The following is a 19500-nucleotide window of genomic DNA, read 5'->3' as shown; positions in this document are numbered from 1 at the left end:
CCGCACGGCAGTTGTTGGCCATGGCGGCGGTGGAAACTCCAGGTTTATTTCCACCCCTGATTGCACTGCGCCCCGATTGAGTTCTACGATGCTTCCCAGGGCGGCACCGGGGGTGCCCGGCGGTCGCCTTTTCGGGAGGCGACACCGACGCGAGGACAGGATGAGCGAACCCAGCAAGGACGTGCCTGAGCCGTCGATGGAGGAGATCTTGTCCTCCATTCGCCGGATCATCGCCGAGGAGGACGATACCGCGCAGCCCAGGTCGCCGCTCGCCGCCGAGCCCGCCCCGCCACCGGCTTCCGGTCCGGCCGGCGACGACGTCCTGGAACTGACCGACCGCATCGATGACGGCCGCGGCAGCCCGGCCGGGCCCGGCGCGCCCGCATCCCCGGCATCGTCCGGCAAGCCGCCGGCCGGGGGGAAGGCAGCCGCCCCGGCCAAGGCTTCATCCGAACAGCCGGAGGAAGCTGCCGCCACGCCTCCGGTCCAGGAGCAGCCCTTGGTCGAACCCGCCCCGCTCGTCTCCAGTACTGCCGCCGCCGCCAGCGCCGCGGCGCTGGCCAAGCTCGCCCGCGCGGCGGCCCCGGCCCCCGCCGAGACCGCGCACCCGATCTCCGGGATGACCGTGGAGCAGCTGCTCACCAGCATGCTCGAGCCGATGCTCAAGGAGTGGTTCGACAAGAACCTGCCTGCGGTGGTCGAGCGGATCGTGCAGGACGAGGTCAAGAAGCTGGTGCGGCGCGCCGAGCTGCAGTGAGCCATAGCCGCCGGCCGGTGCCGGCGGCTTGTTCCCTGGACGGCTTTCCCCTACATCGCGGATCGCTTCTGCCCGTTGACCGGGCGTCACTAGGATTCCGCCGATGCTCGACAAGACCTACCGGCCCGCCGAGGTCGAGGCCCGCCTCTATGCCCAGTGGCTGGAGCGCGGCGCCTTCGTAGCGAGCGGCAACGGCAGGCCCTGGTCCTTGATGATGCCGCCGCCGAACGTGACCGGCAGCCTGCACATGGGCCATGCGCTGACCTTCACGGTGCAGGACACCCTCACCCGCTTCCAGCGCAAGCGCGGCCGGCGCGCCCTGTGGCAGCCGGGCATGGACCATGCCGGCATCGCCACGCAGATGGTGGTCGAGCGCAAGCTGGCCGCCGAGGGCAAGGACCGCCGGGCCATGGGGCGCGACGCGTTCCTGGAGGCGGTCTGGGCGTGGAAGGAGGAGAGCGGCGGCGCCATCGGCCGGCAGCTCCGCCGCCTGGGCGCCACCCCGGACTGGTCGCGCGAGCGCTTCACCATGGATGCCGGGCTGTCCGCCGCGGTCGCCAAGGTGTTCGTCGAGCTGCACCGCCAGGGCCTGATCTACAAGGACAAGCGGCTGGTCAACTGGGACCCCAAGCTGCAGACCGCGATCTCCGACCTGGAAGTGGTGCCGACCGAAACCGACGGCAGCCTCTGGCATTTCCGCTACCCGATCGTGGAGCGCCCGGGCGAGTTCATCACCGTCGCCACCACCCGGCCGGAGACGATGCTGGGCGACAGCGGCGTGGCGGTCCATCCCGAGGACGAGCGCTACCGGCACCTGCACGGCCTGCACGCGATGCTGCCGCTGGTCGGCCGGCAGATCCCGATCGTGGCCGACGAGTATTCCGATCCCGAGAAGGGCACCGGTGCGGTGAAGATCACCCCGGCCCACGACTTCAACGACTTCGAGGTCGGCCGGCGCCACGGCCTGGCGCAGATCTCGGTGCTGGACCGGGAAGGCCGGATCACCGGCGACGAGGTCCCGGCCGAGCTGCTGGGCCTGGACCGGTTCGAGGCGCGCAAGCGGATCGTGGCGGCGATGGAGGAGGCCGGCCTGCTCGACCAGGTCGAGAAGCACCGCCATGCCGTGCCGCACGGCGACCGCTCCGGCGTGCCGATCGAGCCGTTCCTGACCGACCAGTGGTACTGCGACGCTGCGACCCTGGCCAAGAAGCCGATCCAGGCGGTCGAGACCGGCAAGACCGTGTTCGTGCCCAAGCAGTACGAGAACACGTTCTTCGAGTGGATGCGCAACATCCAGCCCTGGTGCATCAGCCGCCAGCTCTGGTGGGGCCACCAGATCCCGGCCTGGTACGGGCCGGACGGCAAGGTGTTCGTGGCGCTGGACGAGCAGGCCGCTAAGGCCGACGCCGCCGCCCATTACGGCCAGGCGGTCGAGCTCACCCGCGACCCGGACGTGCTGGACACCTGGTTCAGCTCGGCGCTGTGGCCGTTCAGCACGCTGGGCTGGCCGGAAGCCACCCCGGAGCTGGAGGCGTTCTACCCCACCGACGTGCTGGTGACCGGGTTCGACATCATCTTCTTCTGGGTGGCCCGGATGATGATGATGGGCCACTGGTTCATGGACGACGTGCCGTTCCGCACCGTCTACATCCATGGCCTGGTCCGCGACGAGGCCGGCCAGAAGATGTCCAAGACCAAGGGCAACGTGGTCGATCCTTTGGACCTGATCGACCAGTACGGCGCCGACGCGCTGCGCTTCGGGATCATGGCGTCGCTGGCGCAGGGGCGCGACATCAAGTTCGGCGAGAGCCGGGTCCAGAGCTACCGCAACTTCGTCACCAAGCTGTGGAACGCCTGCCGGTTTGCCGAGATGAACGGGGCGGTGCTGGATCCGGCCTTCCAGCCGGGTACGGCCAGGCAGGAGCTGAACCGCTGGATCCTGGGCGCGCTGGCCGGCACCGCGCGCGAGGTCACCGAGGCGCTGGAAGCCTACCGGTTCAACGACGCGGCGATGGGCCTCTACCGGTTCATCTGGGACACGTTCTGCGACTGGTACCTGGAACTGGCCAAGCCGCTGTTCCAGGGCGGCGACGACGCCAATGCTGCGGCCGAGACCCAGCGCACCATGGGCTATGTCCTGTCCACGGTGCTGCAGCTCCTCAACCCGCTGGCCCCCTACGTGACCGAGGAGCTGCATGCGCGACTGTTCGGCACCCCGGACGGCGCGCTGATCGACCAGCCATGGCCGGACCTGCCGGCCGATGCCGGGGACGCGGCGGCGGCCGCGGAGATCGACTGGCTGATCCGGGCGATCTCGGCGATCCGGGCGGCACGTGCGGACGTCAACGTGCCGGCCGGGGCAATCCTCGACCTGCAGGTCGAGCAGGCCAATGCCACCACCCGCACCCGGCTGGAGCGGCACCTGCCGGCCCTGGAGCGGCTGGCCCGGGTCGGCAATGTGGCGCTGGATGCGGCGCGGCCGGCTGGCGGGGTCGCCCAGATCGTGGTCGACGAGGCGGTGTTCGTGCTGCCCCTGGGCGACACGATCGACCTGGACGCCGAGCGCCAGCGGCTGGCCAAGGAGATCGAGAAGGCCAGGAAGGACGCGGCCTCGGCGCAGGGCCGCCTGAACAATCCGGGCTTTTTGGCCAAGGCCGACCCGGACGTGGTGGCGGAGACCCGCACCCGGGTGGTCGACCTGACCGAGCGGGCAGGACGGCTGGAAAAGGCCCTGGCGGCGCTCTGAACCGGCGGGCGTCCTCCATCGGCCTGAGCGCCGGTCAGCTTCAGGCTCAGCCGGGCTGATCGGCGCCAGCGCCGATCAGCAGGAGGACGGCGCCGGCCACCACCATCAGGATCCCCAGCCAGTTCTGGCTCAGGCCGAACGCGCCAGTGCGCCCCGGCGGCTCCAGGCTGTCGGACAGGGCTCGCCGCGCGGGGCTTCTTCCGCTCAGCCGCCCGCGCCACAGCGCCTGGACGGCCATGTAGAGCAGCCCGGCCAGGACCAGGGCGGCACCCAGCAAGTTCACCAGCATCGACATCTCCGCAGGCTATCCGGATTTCTGCGCATCATCGCAGATCCTGCCGTGCGGAAGAACATGAAAGCGGTCGCCTGCCCCGGACGAGACAGGCGACTGCTCAGCCGGCGGGCGTGACCAGGGCCGGGTCGGGCTCCAGCAGCCGGTGGAGATGCACCACGAAGTAACGCATCTGGGCGTTGTCGATGGTGGCCTGGGCCTTGGCCCGCCAGGCCGCCTCCGCCTCGGCGAAGCTTGGATAGATGCCGACGATGTCGAGCTTGGACAGGTCGGCGAAATCCAGGCCGGCCGGGTCGACAAGCTCGCCGCCGAAGACGAGGTGCAGGAGCTGCTTGGTCATCGGGTCGATCCGCGCTTGGGTGTCGCTCGCGTGAACCCCTGAAAACTGGGGTCGCGACCACCGCAAGAAAACGACATCCTTCCGCCGGTGCGACCGGCCGCCGCGCCTCAGGCTTGGACGACCTCCATCCGGCGATGCCTCATCGGCAGCACGACTTCCCATTTCCCGGAGCGGCGCCGCCGGATGTCCTGGGCGATGGCCTGCACCAGGACCTCCGCGCCGCCGCCGGTGCGCACGCTCATGGTCACCTGGCCGTCGTCGATTTTCAGGATGCGGCCGGACCAGACCATGTCGGTGCGGGCAGGCGGGCCATCCGCCGTCTCGCACGCCGAGCGGACCAGGACCTCGTCGCCCAGACCCAGCGCGTTCATCGTCCGTCCCCCCCAACGAAGCACTCGACTGGAGCACGATAGACGAACCGCCCGGGTCTCGTCTCTGTAAATCAAGTGGGTGCGACCACGAAGCCGTGAAATCTCAGTCCTGCTTCGTATCTACGACAGGAAACAGCCGCATTCTTACTGCCCGTTCGCGCAACCGTGACTTGTGGTAATCGTCATACCAGTGAAGCACGTCGTTCCCTGCGGCCTCACCCGCCGCGGACGGCGCTCCGGGAATTTTCCGGAAAGCTGGGCGTATGGACGACCCCTCTTCCCATGGCTGATCGGATCAGGCCGGGACGCGGACTTCCAGGTCGTCGGCAACGCCGCGCAGGCGGAAGCAGCCAAGGCTGGCGGTCGGCCGGCCGCAGCGCTCGGCGAAGGGGACCGAGAGCAGCAGGTTGCGGCCGAGCCGCGCGCACAGTTCCTCCATGCGGCTGGCCTCGTTCACCGTGCGGCCGATGGCGGTGAAGTCCAGGCGGCGCAGCGCCCCGACATTGCCGAACACCACCTCGCCATGGTGCAGCACCACGTCCAGCTCCAGTTCCGGCAGGCCGGCGGCGCGGCGCGCGCCGTTCAGCCGGGCAGTCTGCGCCAGGACCTCCTCGGCGGCGGCCAGCGCCCGGGCGCAGGCATCGGCCTCGCCGCCGCCCTCCCCGTCGGCCGCGAACACGGCGAGCAGGCCGTCGCCCATGAACTTCAGCACCTCGCCGCCATGCGCCTCGACCGGCCCGCCCATCGCCTCCAGATGCTCGTCCAGCCAGCCAACCACCCGCAACGGATCCTCGGTTCCGGCCAGGGCGGTGAAGCCGCGCAGGTCGGCCAGCAGCACCGCCGCGGTGACCCGCCGCCCCATCCCGCGCCGGATCTCGCCGGACAGGACGCGCTGCGCGATCTTAGGGCCGAGATAGACCCCCAGCACGTCGGTCATGGTGCGCGCCAGGGCGAAGCGGAGGCAGGCCAGGCCCAGCGCCGGCAGCACCGCCTCAATCACCGCCTGCTGGCTAGGCGTCGGACCGCCGGCCCGGTCGGTGGAGATGCCGAACACCACGCCCGGCAAGGCCGCCTGGATGTCGCCGCCGAACGGGATGACCCGCAGCAGGTAGTCGGCGGCGCCGGCGGCGCGCAGCTCGGCCAGGAGGGTGAAGCGGTCGCAGCCCTCGCCAGCCGCGAGGTCCCAGCGCGCGCTCCGCTCGCCACTTTCCAGAAGATAGGCGATCGGGCTGCGCCGGTACCTGGCCCGGTCTTCCTCGCCCGGCCCGAACTGGGCGAGGTCGGCGGCGGCCCCCTCGCCCCGCCGCCAGATCGCGGTGAGCGCGGTCACGGTCGGATGGATCGCGCGCATGCTCACGCTCATCCGCCAGAGCGGCACGCCCAGGGCCACCATCTTCTCGCAGGCCGAGCCCAGGAGGCCGGGCAGGTCGTCCCGGGTGGTGGCGTCCTCCAGTATGAAGTCGACCACGGGGGGCGACAGGCGCTCTTGCATCGACGGCGGCTCCCGTGGCGGCAAACGGCAGCGCGATCTTAAGTCGATGCCGCCGCCAGCGCACCGGGGCCGTCGGCAGGCGTTTCAGCTGTCCGGGATGTTCTCGCGGAACACGGCCTGCATCCGCACCATGTAGCTGGTGAAGGCGGTGTCGCCGCCGGCTGCGGCGACCAGCCTTGCGATCGCCTCGCGCGCCTCGACCCGCGGGTACTGGTCGATCGCGGCGTCCATCGTGCCGGACAGGAGGAAGCGACGGGTGTGCTCGGTGACCTCGTGGCCGATGAACAGGACCGAGCGCGCCCGCCCCGCCTCCTCCAGCGCCATGGCGATCCCGCGGTTGCCGGCACCGATATTGTAGATCCCGGCCAGGTCCGGCACCCGCCGCAGCACCTCCTTCACCTCGGCATAGGTCCGCTGGAAGTCGTCGCGGCTCTCACCCCGCTCGACGATCTCGATCTGCGGGAACTCCTCCGCCAGGATGTGGCGGAAGCCCATCTCGCGCTCCTCATGGCCGCGGTAGGCGAGCGAGCCGGCGAACAGCGCGATCTTGCCATGTGCGCGGCCATGCAGCCTGGCCATCAGGTAGCCGGCCAGCCGCCCGGCCGCCCGGTTGTCGATCCCGACATAGCCGACCCTGGGCACGTGGCTGATGTCGGAGACCAGGGTCACCACCGGCACCCCTGCCGTACCCAGGGAGCGGACCGCCTCGCGCACCGCCGGATGGTCCAGCCCGATCAGGGCCACGCCCTGGCTGGACCCGGCCAACTCCTCCAGCTTGCGGGCCAGCGCCTCCGGGTCGAAGCCGTCGATCCGGTGCAGCCGGACGGCGGCCTGCGGATGGCGCCGGCCAAGCTCGTCCACCAGGGCAGCCAGGTTGTTGATGAAGGTGTTCGGCCCGCCCGGCAGCACGAAGTCGAGGTGGACCTGGCCAAGCGGCGGCATGGCGGAGAGCTGGTCGGACGCGCCGCCGAGATAGCCCAGCCGCAGGGCGGCGCCCATCACCCGCTCGCGGGTGCGGGCGCGAACACCCTCGCGCTCGTTGATGACCCGGTCGACCGTGGCGGTGGAGACGCCGGCTTCCCGGGCCACGTCGGCCAGGGTCGCGTGGGCGGGGCGGGGAATGGAGGAGATCGGCACGTGGTTCGGTCGCCAGCAGGGGGAACAGGCGCCGGCGATGCAGGTGGGCGCACCGCTCCGGCGAATACATCAAAACACATCATTATGACCGGCGCCAGGACTTCGCATTCCCCCGAATCGGGCAGATTATGATGTTTCATGATGCGATTGAGTGCCGATCCGATTGACAGGATGGGGTAGGATCCATCATTTCCTCGGACCAATGCGCAGCAGACGCGACGAGGCGTGCCGCCACGGACCCACCGATCAAGGGGGGACCGGCCACGCAGCGAACGGGAACGGGAGGGGAACAAGGATGGCCGACCCGATGGGCTTCCAGCCCGATGTCGAGATCCGCAGCCGCGACTTCACCATCGGCGCGATCGGCGCCGGGATGATCATGGCCGAGTGCCACCTGGCCGCCTATCGCGAGGCCGGCTTCACCGTGGGCGCCATCGCCTCGCGCACGGAGGCCAACGCGCAGAAGGTGGCGGATCGCTGGGGCATCCCCAGGGTGCACGCCTCGCCGGAGGCGCTGATCGAGGATCCCTCGATCCAGATCGTCGACCTGGCCTTCCCGCCGGACCAGCAGCCGGCCCTGATCCGCCACGCTTTGGCGCAGCCGCACATCAAGGGGATCCTGGCGCAAAAGCCGCTGGCCCTGTCCCTGGAGGAGGCCCGCAAGCTGCGCGACGAGGCGCAGGCGGCCGGCAAGATCCTCTCGGTCAACCAGAACATGCGCTACGACCAGTCGATGCGGGTGCTCAAGCAGATCCTGGAGCGGGGCGATCTCGGCGAGCCGGTGATCGCCACCATCGAGATGCGCGCGATCCCGCACTGGCAGGGCTTCCTGGCGGAGTACGACCGGCTGACGCTCGCCAACATGAGCGTGCATCACCTGGACGTGCTGCGCTTCCTGTTCGGCGATCCGACGGAGATCTACACCGCCGCGCGCACCGACCCGCGCACCAGCTTCGCGCACCAGGACGGCATCACCATCTCCACCCTGAAATTCCCCTCCGGGCTGATCGCCAGCTCGATGGAAGACGTCTGGTCGGGCCCCCGCGAGGAAGGGTTCGACAGCGACATCTATATCAAGTGGCGGGTCGAGGGCACGCAGGGGGTGGCGCAGGGCCATATCGGCTGGCCGACCGGCAGCCCCTCCACCCTGCGCTACGCGTCCAAGACCGCCACCGGCGGCAAGTGGGTCGAGCCCAGCTGGGACACGCACTGGTTCCCGCACGCCTTCGTGGGCGTGATGGAGCAGCTGCAGCACGCGGTGGCGACCGGCACCGCCCCGGCGCTCTCGGTGGCCGACAACGTCAAGACCATGGCCCTCATCGAGGCCGGCTACCGCTCGATCGACGAAGGCCGCGCCATCAAGCTCGACGACATCAAGATCTGAACGATCCGGGAGGACAGGCACCATGATGCAGACCGGCATTTTCACCGGCTATTTCCCCTACGGCCTCGAGGAGACCGCGAAGAAGATCCGCGCGCTGGACTTCAACACCGTCCAGCTCGACATGCACTTCAAGGACGTCGACGTCTCGGCCGGCCAGATCACCAAGGAGAAGTGCGTCCGGATCCGCGAGACCTTCCGCGACCACAACCTGCCGATCTCCTGCATCTCCGGCTACACCAACATCATCCATCCGGATCCGGCCGAGCGCGACCGGCGCGTCGGCTACCTGAAGGAGATCATCCGCCACGCCCAGTACCTGGGCACGCCCTACGTCATCTCGGAGACCGGTACCTTCAACACCGAGAGCGACTGGGTGCACGACCCGAAGAACAAGACCGAGGAAGGCTTCGAGACCTGCGCCAAGGTCATCAAGGATTTGGCCCAGCATGCCTATGACCATGGCGCGGTGTTCCTGCTGGAGACCTACGTCAACAACGTCGTGGGCTCGGTCGAGGAGACGGTGCGGATGTTCGCGGCGGTCGACCATCCGGGCCTGGGTCTGCTGATGGACCCGACCAACTATTTCGAGACCCACAACATCGACGACATGGACAAGATCCTGAACCAGGTGTTCGACACGCTGTCGGACAAGATCCGGATCGGCCATGCCAAGGACGTGAAGCGGTCGGGCGACGACAAGTCGGAGAAGCATGCCGACATCGGCGACGAGGATGCGCTGGAATCGCACACCTTCCGCGGCGTCGGCGAGATCGAGCTGCCGGCCCCCGGCCTGGGCTCGCTGAACTACGACCTCTACCTCAAGCGCCTGGCGCAGAAGCACCCGAACATCCCGATGATCATCGAGCACTTGAGCGAGGACGACGTGCCGCGCGCCAAGAAGTTCCTGGACGGCAAGCTTCGGGCGCTCGGGCTGTAAGGGCCCCAGCGCGGGCCACAAGGGCATGGCCGGACCGCCCGGCCATGCCGCCAGGAAACGATCGAGGACGAGGGGCACCATGGTAGCGTTGTACGGGCGGGCGATGTCGCGGCGGGATGTCGCCGCCCATGCCGGGGCGCTCAGCCAGTTCGCCGGCGTGCGGCTGATGACGCTCGGCGACGGGCTGGAGCGCGGCATCAGGATGCTGGAGTTCCGCACCGGCACCGGGCTGCGCTTCACCGTGCTGGTCGACCGGGCGCTGGACATCGCCGACTGCGAGATGAACGGCAAGGCGATCGGCTGGCACTCGCCGGCCGGGTTCCGCCATCCGGGCCTGCACGAGTACGAGGGCGAAGGCGGGCTCGCCTGGCTGCGCTCGTTTTCCGGCCTGCTGGTGACCTGCGGGCTGGACCACGTCCTGTTCATGGACGAGGAGCCGGCCGAACATTTCGTCTATGGCCCGCGCAAGTCGGTCAGCCATTCGATCCACGGCCGGGTCTCCACCATCCCGGCCAGGCTCACCGGCTATGGCGAGCGCTGGGACGGCGACGAGTGCTGGCTTTGGTGCGAGGGCGTGGTCCAGCAGGCGGCGGTGTTCGCCGAGGACCTGCACCTGGTGCGCCGGATCGAGGTCAAGGTCGGCAGCAACGAGATCCGCCTGCACGACCGGGTGGTCAACCACGGCTTCTACCGCACGCCGCACATGTACTGCTACCACGTGAACGTGGGCCATCCGGTGCTGGCCGAGGGCTCCCGCTACCTGGCGCCGATCGCCGACGTGGTCTGGGCCGGCCATGCCGGGGCGGACTACCGCCGGCAGGGCGTGGGCTACCGCACCCTGAGCGGGCCGAAGGAAGGCTTCCACGAGCAGGTCTGGCAGCACGAGCTGGCGGCCGGCGGCGACGGCCACACCTCGGCGGCGCTGGTCAACGACGCGCTGGGCCTGGGTTTCGAGGTGGAGGTGCGCAAGGACCAGTTCCCCTGCATGTTCGAGTGGCAGAACCTGCAGGCCGGCCAGTACGCGCTGGGGCTGGAGCCCTCGACCAACCACGTTCTGGGCCACGGCTTCGCCCGAGAGCGCGGCGAGCTGATCTGGCTGGAGCATGGCGACGAGCGCGCCTACGACACGGTGTTCCGCATCCTGGACGGCAAGGACGCCATCGCCGAGGCAGAGAAGCGGATCACCGACCTGGCAAGACAGCCGGACGAGGACTATCCGGAGCCGTCCAACGACCACCGGCCGATCCGGGGGCGCTCGTGAGCAAGGGCCTCACCGTCGCCGGGCGGACCGTCCTCTATACCGGCGCCGCCGGCGGGCTCGGCATCGAGACCAGCCTGGCCTTCCTGGAGGCCGGCGCCACCGTGGTCGCGGTCGACAACGACCCGGCCAAGATCGCCCGCCTCCGGGAGGCGGCGGCCGGGGCCGGCCACGAGCGGCTGGTGGTGCGCAGCTTCGACCTGTCGAACCTGGCCGGGCTGAAGCAGGGGCTGCAGGAAACCGCCGCCGAGACCGGCGGGTTCGACGTGGTCATCAACAACGCGGCGATCTACCCGTCCAAGCCGTTCGAGGACTTCACCATCGAGGAGTTCCAGGCGGTCCAGCGGGTCAATGTCGATGCCGGGATCGTCTGCGTGCAGGTGGCCCTGCCGCACATGCGCCAGCAGGGCTTCGGCCGGATCATCAACATCGCCAGCGTGACCCTGAGCGGCGGCTGGGCGCTGCTCGCGCCCTATGTGCAGTCGAAAGCCGCCCTGGTGGGGCTGGCCCGGGCCTGGGCGCGGGAGTTCGGCCCCTACGGGATCACCGCCAACGCCATCGCTCCCGGCGCGTTTCCCACCGACGCCGAGAAGATTCATCCCGACCCCGAGGGCTACAACCGGTTCATCCTGGAGCGCCAGGCGATCAAGCGGCGCGGCCACCCGCGCGACATCGCCCATGCCCTGATGTTCCTCGCCAGCGAGGAAGCCGGCTTCGTCACCGGGCAGACCCTGAACGTCGACGGCGGCTGGTGGATGGACTGACCGCCCGATGCCGCGCCCTCCCCGTCCTCCCGTTTCCTGACCAAGGTTCTCGTCCCATGGGCATCCTTTCCGGCTACCGCGTCCTCGACTGCTCGATCGCCATGGCGGGGCCGTTCGCGGCGCAGCGCCTGGGCGACCTCGGCGCCGACGTGATCAAGGTGGAACCGACCAGCGGCGAGTGGCAGCGCCATGTCGCCGCCGGCGGGGCGGGCGGCAAGCGCGTCAACGTCTCCTTCCTGTCGCTCAACCGGAACAAGCGCTCGCTGGCGGTCGACCTGAAGTCGCCGGACGGCAAGGCGCTGCTGCTGGATCTCGTGAAGCAGTCGGATGTGTTCCTGCAGAACTACCGGCCGGGCGTCGCCAAGCGGCTGGGGGTCGACTACGAGAGCCTGTCGAAGATCAACCCGCGCCTGATCTACGTGTCGATCTCCGGCTATGGCGAGGACGGCCCCTACCTGAACCGGCCGGGCCAGGACCTGGTCCTGCAGGGCATGTCGGGCGCAATGCTGTCGGCCGGGCGGGAGGGCGAGCCGCCCAATGCCGCCGGGCAGTACCTGGTGGACGCGATCACGGCCTACAACGCTTTCGAGGGGGCGCTGGCAGCCCTGCTCCACCGCGAGCGCACCGGCGAGGGCCAGCTGGTCCAGGTCAACATGCTGGATTCGATCACCACGATCCAGATGCAGGAACTGTCGGTGTTCACGGTGGGCGGCAAGCCGCAGACCCGCTCCGCCGAGCCGCACGCCCATGTCTATATCCGGGCCCCCTACGGCGCGTTCGCGACCTCGGACGGCTTCATCATCGTGGCCTTCCCCAAGCTGAAGACCCTGGGCGAGGTGATCGGCGAGCCGTCCTTCCTGACCATGGACGACGAGGTCGACAGCTGGTCCAGGCGCGACGAGATCTTCGCCAAGACCCGCGAGCGGCTGAAGACCAAGACCTCGGCCGAGTGGCTGGAGCTCTTGCGCGCGGCCGACATCTGGTGCGGGCCGGTCTATGGCTATGCCGATCTCGTCGAGGACGAGCAGATCAGGCACAACGGCACCTTCGTCGAGTACGACCACCCGACCGAAGGCCACGTGAAGACGCCGGGCTTCGCGATCAAGTTCTCCAAGACGCCCTCGGTGGTGGCGCGTGGCGCTCCGGTCACCGGGCAGCACACCCGCGAGGTGCTGAAGGAGATGGGCTGCGACGAGGCGCGGATCGACGCGCTGCTGGCCTCCGGCGCCATCGCCGCGGGCGAGGTTTGAGCATGACCGAGGATGTCCGCTTCGAGATCGACGGCCCGGTCGCCATGATCACCCTGAACCGCCCGGCCAAGCTGAACGCGGTGACGCCCGAGATGGCCGACGCCATCGTTGCGGCGGTGGAGACCTGCAACCACAGCGACACGATCCGCTGCGTGATCGTCACCGGGGCCGGGCCGAAATCCTTTTGCGCCGGCTCCGACATCGCGGAATTGGACAGCTACGAATCGCCCTGGCAGTTCCGCAACCGCCCGGACTATTGCGACGCGATCCGCCGGCTGCTGAAGCCGACCATCGCCGCGGTCAACGGCTACGCGTTCGGCGGCGGCCTGGAGACCGCCATGAGCTGCGACATCCGGATCGCCTCGGACAATGCCCGGTTCGCCGCCCCTGAGATCAAGCTCGGCTGGATCGGCGGCGGCGGCATGGCGACCTTCCTGACCCACTCGATCGGCCCGTCCAACGCCGCGCTGATGATCATGACCGGCGACCCGATCGACGCCGGGAAGGCGCTGGCCTGGGGCCTGGTCAGCGAGGTCATGGCTCAGGACCGCCTGATGGACCGGGCGAAGGAGATCGCCGCCACCATCGCCAGCCGCGCGCCGATCGCGGCGGAGACCGCCAAGGCCAATTTGCGCGCCGCCTACGCGATGCCCCAGGACAAGGCGATCGAGTACGAGCGCGACCTGCAGACGATCTGCTTTGCCACCGCCGATGCCGCCGAAGGCCGGGCCGCCTTCAAGGAAAAGCGCCAGCCCGTGTTCTCGAGGAAATGAGCCGACATGGCTGCTGACGCCATCCGCTTCCTGCGCACGCGGCGGGAAGCCACCGTTCTCCTGATGCTCGTGCTGGTGTTCATCGGCCTGAGCTTCGCCAGCGAGTATTTCTTCACCACCCGCAATCTCGGCAACTTCGCCCGGCAGATCTCGGTGGTGGGCATCGTGGCGCTGGGCCAGGCGCTGGTGATCATCGCAGGCGGCATCGACCTGTCGGTGGGCTCGGTGATCGGGCTCTCGGCGATCTCCGCCGCGATGCTGTCCAGCCTGACCGGGATGCCGTCGGTGGGGCTGGTCGGCGCCATCCTGGTCGGCATGGCGGTGGGCGCCGTCAACGGCCTGCTGGTGACCCGGATCCGGATCAACCCGTTCATCACCACGCTCGGCACCCTCTCGGTCACCCGCGGCCTGGCGCTGCTGATCACCAACGGCAACCCGCAGCGCTTCGACAACTGGGCGGCCTGGCTTGGCTATGGCCGGATCGGCGACGTGCCGGTCCAGTTCATCCTGCTGCTGGTGCTGACCGCCGCGGTCTGGTTCTTCGCCAACCGCACCCGCGCCGGCCGCAACATCTACGCAGTCGGCAACAATGCCCGGGCAGCCCGGCTGGCCGGGATCGACATCGCGCGCACCCGCCTGATGGTGTTCACCATCAGCGGCGGGCTGGCCGGCCTGGGCGGCCTGCTGCTGGGCGGCATGCTGACCAACGCCAACCCGAACCTGGGCCTGGGCTACGAGCTCGACGTGATTGCCGCGGTGATCCTGGGCGGAGTGGCGCTGTCCGGCGGGCGCGGCTCGATCGGCGGGGTGGTGATCGGGGCAGCCCTGATGGGCCTGCTGCGCAACGCCTTCGTGCTGCTGAACGTGTCCGGCTACTGGCAGACCATCACGATCGGCCTGGTGGTGGTGGTCGCGGTGGGCGCGGACAGCCTGAACCGCCGGCAGGACGACGACTGACATTTCCTGCGGCCGACAAGAGCCGCCCCTGGATCATGGAGGATGATGATGATGCTGAACCGTCGCGGCTTCACCCTGCTCACCGCTGCCGGCGCGATCCTGCCGCTGGGTGGCCGGGTCGCCTTCGGCGAGGAGACCGCCCTGCCCGAAGCGGCCAAGGAGATCGGCGCCACCATCGAGGCGCAGGGCCCGGCCCCGGTCCCGCTGCGCCTGGCGGTGCTGTCCTTCCAGGGCTCGTCCTTCTGGGAGGCGACCGACAAGGGCATCGCCGCCGCCACCTCCTACCTGGCGCCGCTGAACACCACGGTCGACTACATCCAGCTGGGCACGGCGCTCACCGCCGAGACCATCGTGGCCGGCCTGGATGGGGCTTTGACCAAGCAGTATGACGGCATCGCGCTGGTGCCGATCTTCGACGGCACCGTCGCCAAGATCGACGAGGCACGCCGGGAAGACGTGCCGGTGGTGGCGTTCATCGCCGACAGCGCCGAGAAGTCCCAGCGCAACACCGGCATGGGCATGCTCGCCTACGACGCCGGCCGCAAGGCCGGGGAGTTCATCGCCCGGCAGATGGACGGCCAGGGCAAGATCGCGGTGATCACCGGTTATCTGGGCGCTGCCCAGCATGATTCGCGCATGAACGGCGCCCTGGACTACCTGAAGAAGGAGCACCCGGAGATCGCGATCGTCGGCCCGTTCGAGTGCAAGGACGACGACGCCACCGCCTATGCCCAGGCGACCGACGCGATGACCTCCAACCCGGACCTTCAGATCATCTACGTGACCGCCGGCGGCTCGGAGGCAGCGGCCAAGGCGGTGCGCGACGCCGGGCAGACCGGCAAGGTCGGCGTGGTCGGCTATGATGACCTGCCGGAAAAGCAGCAGTACAAGGATGGCGGCGAGATCCTGGCGCTGATCGACCAGGCCCCGGCCCGCCAGTCGTTCGACTCGCTGGTAATGCTGCACAACATGCTGGCGTTCGGCGCGGAGTACCCGTCCGAGGTCGCGATCGACGCGCCGATCGCGTTCGGCAAGCTCGCCAAGTCCTGAAGCCGCCTTTGAACGGGGCGCGGCGGTTGCATCGAGCCGGCCGCGCCCCTTTCACGAAACGGAACCCATGCCCGAGCCGATCCTGTCCCTGCGTGGCGTCTCCAAGGCGTTCGACCGCAACCGCGTCCTGAACGAGGTCGACCTGGACGTGGGCGCCGGTGAGGTCCTGGCGCTGCTCGGCGAGAACGGCGCCGGCAAGTCGACCCTGGTCAACATCGTCTCCGGCAGCCTGCGCCGCGACAACGGCACCATCGCCTGGGAGGGCCGCCCGGTGGTCTTCCACGATGCGGCGGAAGGGATCCGGGCCGGCATCATCCACATCCACCAGGAACTCTCGATCATCTCGTCGTTGAGCGTGATGGAGAACCTGTTCATCGGCGACTATGCCGCCGGCTCGTTCGGCCTGATCGACCGCAAGGCGCTGCGCACCCGCGCCCAGGCGCTGCTGGCCGAGGTGGGGGCCGGCCATCTGGACCCGCGCACAGAGGCCGGCCTGCTCTCCACCGCCGAGCAGCAGATGGTCGAGATCGCCAAGGCGCTGGCCCGCGACGCCCGCCTGCTGGTGCTGGACGAGCCCACCGCGGCGCTGACCCCGCACGAGGCCGAGGCCCTGTTCCGGGTCGTGCGGATGCTCCGGACGCGCGGAGTGGGCGTGATCTTCATCAGCCACCGGCTGGAGGAAGTGTTCGCCATCGCCGACCGGATCGTGGTGCTGCGCGATGGCGGGGTGGTGAGCGACCTGCCGGTGGCCGAGACCAGCCGCGAGCAGGTGATCGCCGACATGACCGGCCGGATCTTCCAGGGCTTCGTGCGCCCGGCCGATCCGGCCAGGGGCGCCCCGCGGCTCACCGTCGAGGACATCGTCGACGGGCGCCATGTCGGGCCGGTGAGCTTCGAGCTGGGGGAAGGCGAGATCCTGGGGATCTTCGGCCTGGTCGGCTCCGGGCGGACCGAGCTTCTGGAGCTGATCGCCGGCATCCGCCACCCCGCCGCCGGAACGATCCGCCGAGACGGCCGGCCGGCCATTCCCGCCGATCCGGGTGCCGCCTGGGCCAGCGGCATCGCAATCCTGCCCGAGGGGCGCAAGCGCAACGGCATCCTGCCCGACCTCTCGGTGGAGGAGAACCTGGTGGTGGCGCACCGCCAGGCGGGCCCCGCCCTGCTCGGCCGCCCGGAGGAGCGCCAGCTGGCGGCGGACTACCGGGGCCGGCTGGGGATCGTCGCCGCCGACCTGCGCCAGCCGATCAGCAGCCTGTCCGGCGGCAACCAGCAGAAGGTCCTGCTCGCCCGCTGCCTGGCGACCAGGCCCTCGATCCTCCTGCTCGACGAGCCGACCCACGGGGTCGACGTGCGCACAAAGTCCGACATCTACCGGACCATCCAGGCCCTGGCGGAGGATGGCACCAGCGTGGTGTTCGTGTCCTCCGAGCTGCCGGAAGTGCTGGCGCTGGCCTCGACCGTGCTGGTGCTCTCCAAGGGCCGCCAAGCGCTCTACGCGCCCAATCGCGACCTGGCCGAGGAGACGGTGCTGGCTGCGGCCTTCGCCCATAGCTGAGCAAAGGCCGCCCATGGCCGGCCTCAGTTGTCCTTGAAGCTCGCGCGGAACATCCGGTTCAGGTCGGCCAGCACCGTTGCCGCCGCCTCGCGGGCCTGCAGCCCCTGGCTGATCCGCTCGGACGCTTGCGCCTGGAACGCCATGTAGCCGTCATGGCGCGGGCGCAGGTAGGAGCCTTCCAGGGTCGCCCTGGTGTCCAGGTAGAAATTGCCGACCGGCTCGTTCACTGCCGGATCCTCCCAGGCCAGGGCGTTGCCGGGCTGGCCGCCGGCGGCGGCATAAGGCCCCCGCTGCACCTCGGCGCTGGCGATCCAGTAGGCGAAGTCCAGGGCGGCCTCGGGCTGGGACGTGCGGGCGGAGACGGCGATGCCGGTGCCGCCCAGCGTGCCGCCGACCGGCCCGGCACTGCCCGCCGCCGGGATGTCGGCGAACGCCAGCCGGTGCGGGCGGAACCCCTGCAGCGCATAGCTGACATAGCCATAGCTGTAGGGCATGCAGGCGATCGTCGAGCCCTGCTCGCTCATCCGCTCCGAGCAGGCGATCGGGTCCATGGCGAAGCAGGCTGGATCGACCAGTTCGGCAAGCTGGCGCAAGCACTCCCAGACCTCGGTTCCGGCCGCCTCCTCGATCAGGTCGCCCTTCTCGGTGGCGCAAGGCTGGCCGAGATTGGCGGCCAGCGTGTCGAAAGCCATCAGCGCATGGGGCGAGCGCAGCGGCAGGAGCACCCTGCCCTCCCTTGCGAGATCCATCACCTGGTCCAGCCGGGTGGGTGCGCTCGGCAGCAGGTCCGGGCGCCAGGCCTGCACCTGGGTCGCGGCGTCGATCGGGAAGGCCCATTGCCGGCCCTGCCAGGTGTAGCTGCGGTAGGACGGCCCGACGCTGGCCTTCGCCAGTGCGGTGCGCTCGTCCTCGCGGCCTTGCACGTCCAGCGGCATCAGGCAGTTCTCGGCGGTGACCTGGCCGACATGGGGATGGTCGATCACGATCAGGTCGTAGGCCCGCGCCAGCTCGTCGACCGGAAAGGATTCGAAATCCTGCAGGGAGCGCTTGTCCCAGGCGATCTCCACGCCGGTCCGCTCCCGCCAGATCCGGGAACAGGCCACCATCGGGTCGTAGCCACGCGGGTGGCTCCAGGTCATGCCCTTCAGCGTCACGGTCAAAGTCCGAACTCCTCGCGGATGGCGTCGCTGTGCTGGCCGATCCTGGGGGCGGCGTCGGGCATGGCCGGACGCCTGCCGTCGACCCGGATCGGCGATCGGGTGGTGGTGATCCGCACGCCGTCCGCCCGCTCCACCAGCTGCAGCATGTCCAGCGCCTGGAAGCCCTCGCTTTCCAGCAGCTCCGGCCATTCCAGCACCTTGGCGCACCAGATGTCGGCCGGCTGCAGGATGGAGAGCCAGTGGTCGCTGGTCTCGCGCGCGAGATGCTGGGCGATGATCGCCTTGATCTCGTCCCGCGCGGTGAACCAGGTCGAGGCGTCGGCGAGATAGGGCTCCAGCCCCTCGATCCCGAGAAGGCCGGCGAGCTTGGGGATCGGGGTCATCGCAACGGCGAGGAAGCCGTCCTTCGTCGGGTAGACGCCATAGGGAGCGGCCAGATAGGCGTGCGCGCTGCGGAAGGCCGAGCGGCGCGGCCGTCGGCGGCCGTCGTTCAGATGGGTGGTCAGCACCTCGAACTGGAAGTCGACCAGCGCCTCCAAAAGGCTGGTCTCCACATGGCTGCCCCGGCCGCTCACGCCCCGGCGCACCAGGGCTGCCAGCACGCCCTGCACCAGGGCGGCGCCGGCCAGCATGTCGGCGATCGCCAGGCCGAACGGGACGGGCCCCTGGCCCTCGTCGCCGTTCAGCCACATCACGCCGGAACGGGCCTGCGCCAGCAGGTCCTGGCCGGGCAGCTTCACCCAGGGCCCCTCGTCGCCGTAGCCGCTGATCGAGCCATAGACCAGGCGCGGGTTGATCGCCCGCACCGCGGCGTAGTCCAGGCCCAGCCGCTCGATCACGCCCGGGCGGAAGTTCTGGATGACCACGTCGGCCCGGGCCAGGAGCCGGCGCAGGGCCTCCAGGTCGGCCGCGTCCTTCAGGTCGAGCGCCAGGCTCTCCTTGCTGCGGTTGATCGCGTGGAAGATCGTGGAGTCGCCGCCGATCTCGGTGTCGCTCAAGTAGAGCCGCCGGCACAGGTCGCCGCCGTCCGGCCGCTCGATCTTGATGACCCGGGCGCCCAGGTCCATCAGGCGCAGGGAGGCGTAGGGCCCCGACAGGAACTGGCTCATGTCGACCACCAGCAGCCCTGCCAGCGGCCGCTCGTCCTCTTCCGGTTCGACACTTGGCGTCACGCGCGGCCATCCCGTCGGTTCGTTTCTCTGCAAATTTCTCTTTCATATATGAGCGAAGGGCGCAAGATGCCCCGCGAGTCCGAAGCCCGTCCCCAGGGAGGAAAC

Annotated in this window: 18 protein-coding genes; 11 read left to right on the top strand and 7 right to left on the bottom strand. The window is 69.5% G+C overall.

What is annotated here, in order from left to right; all coding sequences use genetic code 11:
* The first annotated feature begins 160 nt into the window (after window positions 1-160).
* Window positions 161-757: a DUF2497 domain-containing protein gene (locus GEMRO_RS0121635; RefSeq protein ID WP_169728427.1), complete on the top strand. Its 597-nt coding sequence runs from the start codon at window positions 161-163 to the stop codon at window positions 755-757.
* 103 nt (window positions 758-860) lie between these two features.
* Entirely contained in the window at window positions 861-3503 is a 2643-nt protein-coding gene (locus tag GEMRO_RS0121630; RefSeq protein WP_027135675.1) for a valine--tRNA ligase, read from the top strand.
* Between the two features lie 46 nt (window positions 3504-3549).
* On the opposite strand, the gene GEMRO_RS0121625 is transcribed toward GEMRO_RS0121630, so the two are convergent.
* The 5 genes from GEMRO_RS0121625 to GEMRO_RS0121605 all read right to left on the bottom strand — a co-directional run bounded on the left by GEMRO_RS0121625 (window position 3550) and on the right by GEMRO_RS0121605 (window position 7135).
* Entirely contained in the window at window positions 3550-3792 is a 243-nt protein-coding gene (locus GEMRO_RS0121625) for a hypothetical protein (RefSeq protein ID WP_027135674.1), read from the bottom strand.
* 103 nt (window positions 3793-3895) lie between these two features.
* A complete protein-coding gene (locus GEMRO_RS0121620) occupies window positions 3896-4135 on the bottom strand; it encodes a DUF4170 domain-containing protein (protein ID WP_027135673.1) in 240 nt (79 codons plus the stop codon).
* Between the two features lie 107 nt (window positions 4136-4242).
* Window positions 4243-4506, bottom strand: coding sequence for a hypothetical protein (locus GEMRO_RS0121615; RefSeq protein WP_027135672.1), 264 nt, complete (start codon window positions 4504-4506; stop codon window positions 4243-4245).
* A 295-nt stretch (window positions 4507-4801) separates the two neighbouring features.
* A complete protein-coding gene (locus tag GEMRO_RS0121610; protein WP_084507321.1) occupies window positions 4802-5998 on the bottom strand; it encodes an adenylate/guanylate cyclase domain-containing protein in 1197 nt (398 codons plus the stop codon).
* Between the two features lie 84 nt (window positions 5999-6082).
* Window positions 6083-7135 (bottom strand): LacI family DNA-binding transcriptional regulator, encoded by a 1053-nt coding sequence (locus tag GEMRO_RS0121605; RefSeq protein ID WP_205625055.1) that lies wholly within the window; start codon window positions 7133-7135, stop codon window positions 6083-6085.
* Window positions 7136-7430: 295 nt separating this feature from the next.
* Here GEMRO_RS0121605 and GEMRO_RS0121600 point away from each other — a divergent pair, with 295 nt between their 5' ends.
* The 9 genes from GEMRO_RS0121600 (at window position 7431) to GEMRO_RS0121560 (ending at window position 17063) form a co-directional block, all read left to right on the top strand.
* Entirely contained in the window at window positions 7431-8519 is a 1089-nt protein-coding gene (locus GEMRO_RS0121600) for a Gfo/Idh/MocA family protein (RefSeq protein ID WP_027135669.1), read from the top strand.
* A 22-nt stretch (window positions 8520-8541) separates the two neighbouring features.
* The gene (locus GEMRO_RS0121595) at window positions 8542-9456 is read left to right on the top strand and encodes a sugar phosphate isomerase/epimerase family protein (RefSeq protein ID WP_027135668.1); all 915 of its coding nucleotides are present in this window, start codon (window positions 8542-8544) and stop codon (window positions 9454-9456) included.
* A gap of 79 nt (window positions 9457-9535) precedes the next feature.
* Window positions 9536-10717, top strand: coding sequence for an aldose 1-epimerase family protein (locus GEMRO_RS0121590; RefSeq protein ID WP_027135667.1), 1182 nt, complete (start codon window positions 9536-9538; stop codon window positions 10715-10717).
* On the top strand, window positions 10714-11478 hold the full coding sequence (locus tag GEMRO_RS0121585; RefSeq protein WP_027135666.1) for an SDR family NAD(P)-dependent oxidoreductase: 765 nt from the start codon (window positions 10714-10716) through the stop codon (window positions 11476-11478). The genes GEMRO_RS0121590 and GEMRO_RS0121585 overlap by 4 nt, the downstream gene beginning before the upstream one ends.
* 56 nt (window positions 11479-11534) lie before the next feature.
* Window positions 11535-12728: a CaiB/BaiF CoA transferase family protein gene (locus tag GEMRO_RS0121580; protein WP_027135665.1), complete on the top strand. Its 1194-nt coding sequence runs from the start codon at window positions 11535-11537 to the stop codon at window positions 12726-12728.
* Between the two features lie 2 nt (window positions 12729-12730).
* Entirely contained in the window at window positions 12731-13501 is a 771-nt protein-coding gene (locus GEMRO_RS0121575) for an enoyl-CoA hydratase/isomerase family protein (protein WP_027135664.1), read from the top strand.
* Window positions 13502-13507: 6 nt separating this feature from the next.
* On the top strand, window positions 13508-14458 hold the full coding sequence (locus tag GEMRO_RS0121570; protein WP_035485790.1) for an ABC transporter permease: 951 nt from the start codon (window positions 13508-13510) through the stop codon (window positions 14456-14458).
* Window positions 14459-14506: 48 nt separating this feature from the next.
* Window positions 14507-15508, top strand: coding sequence for a substrate-binding domain-containing protein (locus GEMRO_RS0121565; protein ID WP_205625054.1), 1002 nt, complete (start codon window positions 14507-14509; stop codon window positions 15506-15508).
* Between the two features lie 67 nt (window positions 15509-15575).
* Complete coding sequence (locus GEMRO_RS0121560; protein ID WP_027135661.1) at window positions 15576-17063, top strand: sugar ABC transporter ATP-binding protein; 1488 nt, start codon at window positions 15576-15578, stop codon at window positions 17061-17063.
* 23 nt (window positions 17064-17086) lie between these two features.
* Here the strand turns inward: GEMRO_RS0121560 and GEMRO_RS0121555 are convergent, their stop codons facing one another.
* Window positions 17087-18223, bottom strand: coding sequence for an extracellular solute-binding protein (locus tag GEMRO_RS0121555; protein ID WP_027135660.1), 1137 nt, complete (start codon window positions 18221-18223; stop codon window positions 17087-17089).
* Window positions 18220-19395, bottom strand: a complete 1176-nt coding sequence (locus tag GEMRO_RS0121550; RefSeq protein WP_027135659.1) for a CaiB/BaiF CoA transferase family protein — start codon at window positions 19393-19395, stop codon at window positions 18220-18222. The genes GEMRO_RS0121555 and GEMRO_RS0121550 overlap by 4 nt, the downstream gene beginning before the upstream one ends.
* Window positions 19396-19500 lie beyond the last annotated feature (105 nt).

Source organism: Geminicoccus roseus DSM 18922 (assembly GCF_000427665.1).
GTDB classification, from domain to species: Bacteria; Pseudomonadota; Alphaproteobacteria; order Geminicoccales; family Geminicoccaceae; genus Geminicoccus; species Geminicoccus roseus.
This window is presented reverse-complemented; position numbering and strand designations above follow the sequence as displayed.

Excerpts from the sequence above, each read along its gene's own strand:
- GEMRO_RS0121635 (WP_169728427.1), top strand. The coding sequence starts at position 161 with ATGAGCGAACCCAGCAAGGACGTGCCTGAGCCGTCGATGGAGGAGATC.
- GEMRO_RS0121630 (WP_027135675.1), top strand. The coding sequence starts at position 861 with ATGCTCGACAAGACCTACCGGCCCGCCGAGGTCGAGGCCCGCCTCTAT.
- GEMRO_RS0121625 (WP_027135674.1), bottom strand. The coding sequence starts at position 3,792 with ATGCTGGTGAACTTGCTGGGTGCCGCCCTGGTCCTGGCCGGGCTGCTC.
- GEMRO_RS0121620 (WP_027135673.1), bottom strand. The coding sequence starts at position 4,135 with ATGACCAAGCAGCTCCTGCACCTCGTCTTCGGCGGCGAGCTTGTCGAC.
- GEMRO_RS0121615 (WP_027135672.1), bottom strand. The coding sequence starts at position 4,506 with ATGAACGCGCTGGGTCTGGGCGACGAGGTCCTGGTCCGCTCGGCGTGC.
- GEMRO_RS0121610 (WP_084507321.1), bottom strand. The coding sequence starts at position 5,998 with ATGCAAGAGCGCCTGTCGCCCCCCGTGGTCGACTTCATACTGGAGGAC.
- GEMRO_RS0121600 (WP_027135669.1), top strand. The coding sequence starts at position 7,431 with ATGGCCGACCCGATGGGCTTCCAGCCCGATGTCGAGATCCGCAGCCGC.
- GEMRO_RS0121595 (WP_027135668.1), top strand. The coding sequence starts at position 8,542 with ATGATGCAGACCGGCATTTTCACCGGCTATTTCCCCTACGGCCTCGAG.
- GEMRO_RS0121590 (WP_027135667.1), top strand. The coding sequence starts at position 9,536 with ATGGTAGCGTTGTACGGGCGGGCGATGTCGCGGCGGGATGTCGCCGCC.
- GEMRO_RS0121580 (WP_027135665.1), top strand. The coding sequence starts at position 11,535 with ATGGGCATCCTTTCCGGCTACCGCGTCCTCGACTGCTCGATCGCCATG.
- GEMRO_RS0121575 (WP_027135664.1), top strand. The coding sequence starts at position 12,731 with ATGACCGAGGATGTCCGCTTCGAGATCGACGGCCCGGTCGCCATGATC.
- GEMRO_RS0121570 (WP_035485790.1), top strand. The coding sequence starts at position 13,508 with ATGGCTGCTGACGCCATCCGCTTCCTGCGCACGCGGCGGGAAGCCACC.
- GEMRO_RS0121565 (WP_205625054.1), top strand. The coding sequence starts at position 14,507 with ATGATGCTGAACCGTCGCGGCTTCACCCTGCTCACCGCTGCCGGCGCG.
- GEMRO_RS0121560 (WP_027135661.1), top strand. The coding sequence starts at position 15,576 with ATGCCCGAGCCGATCCTGTCCCTGCGTGGCGTCTCCAAGGCGTTCGAC.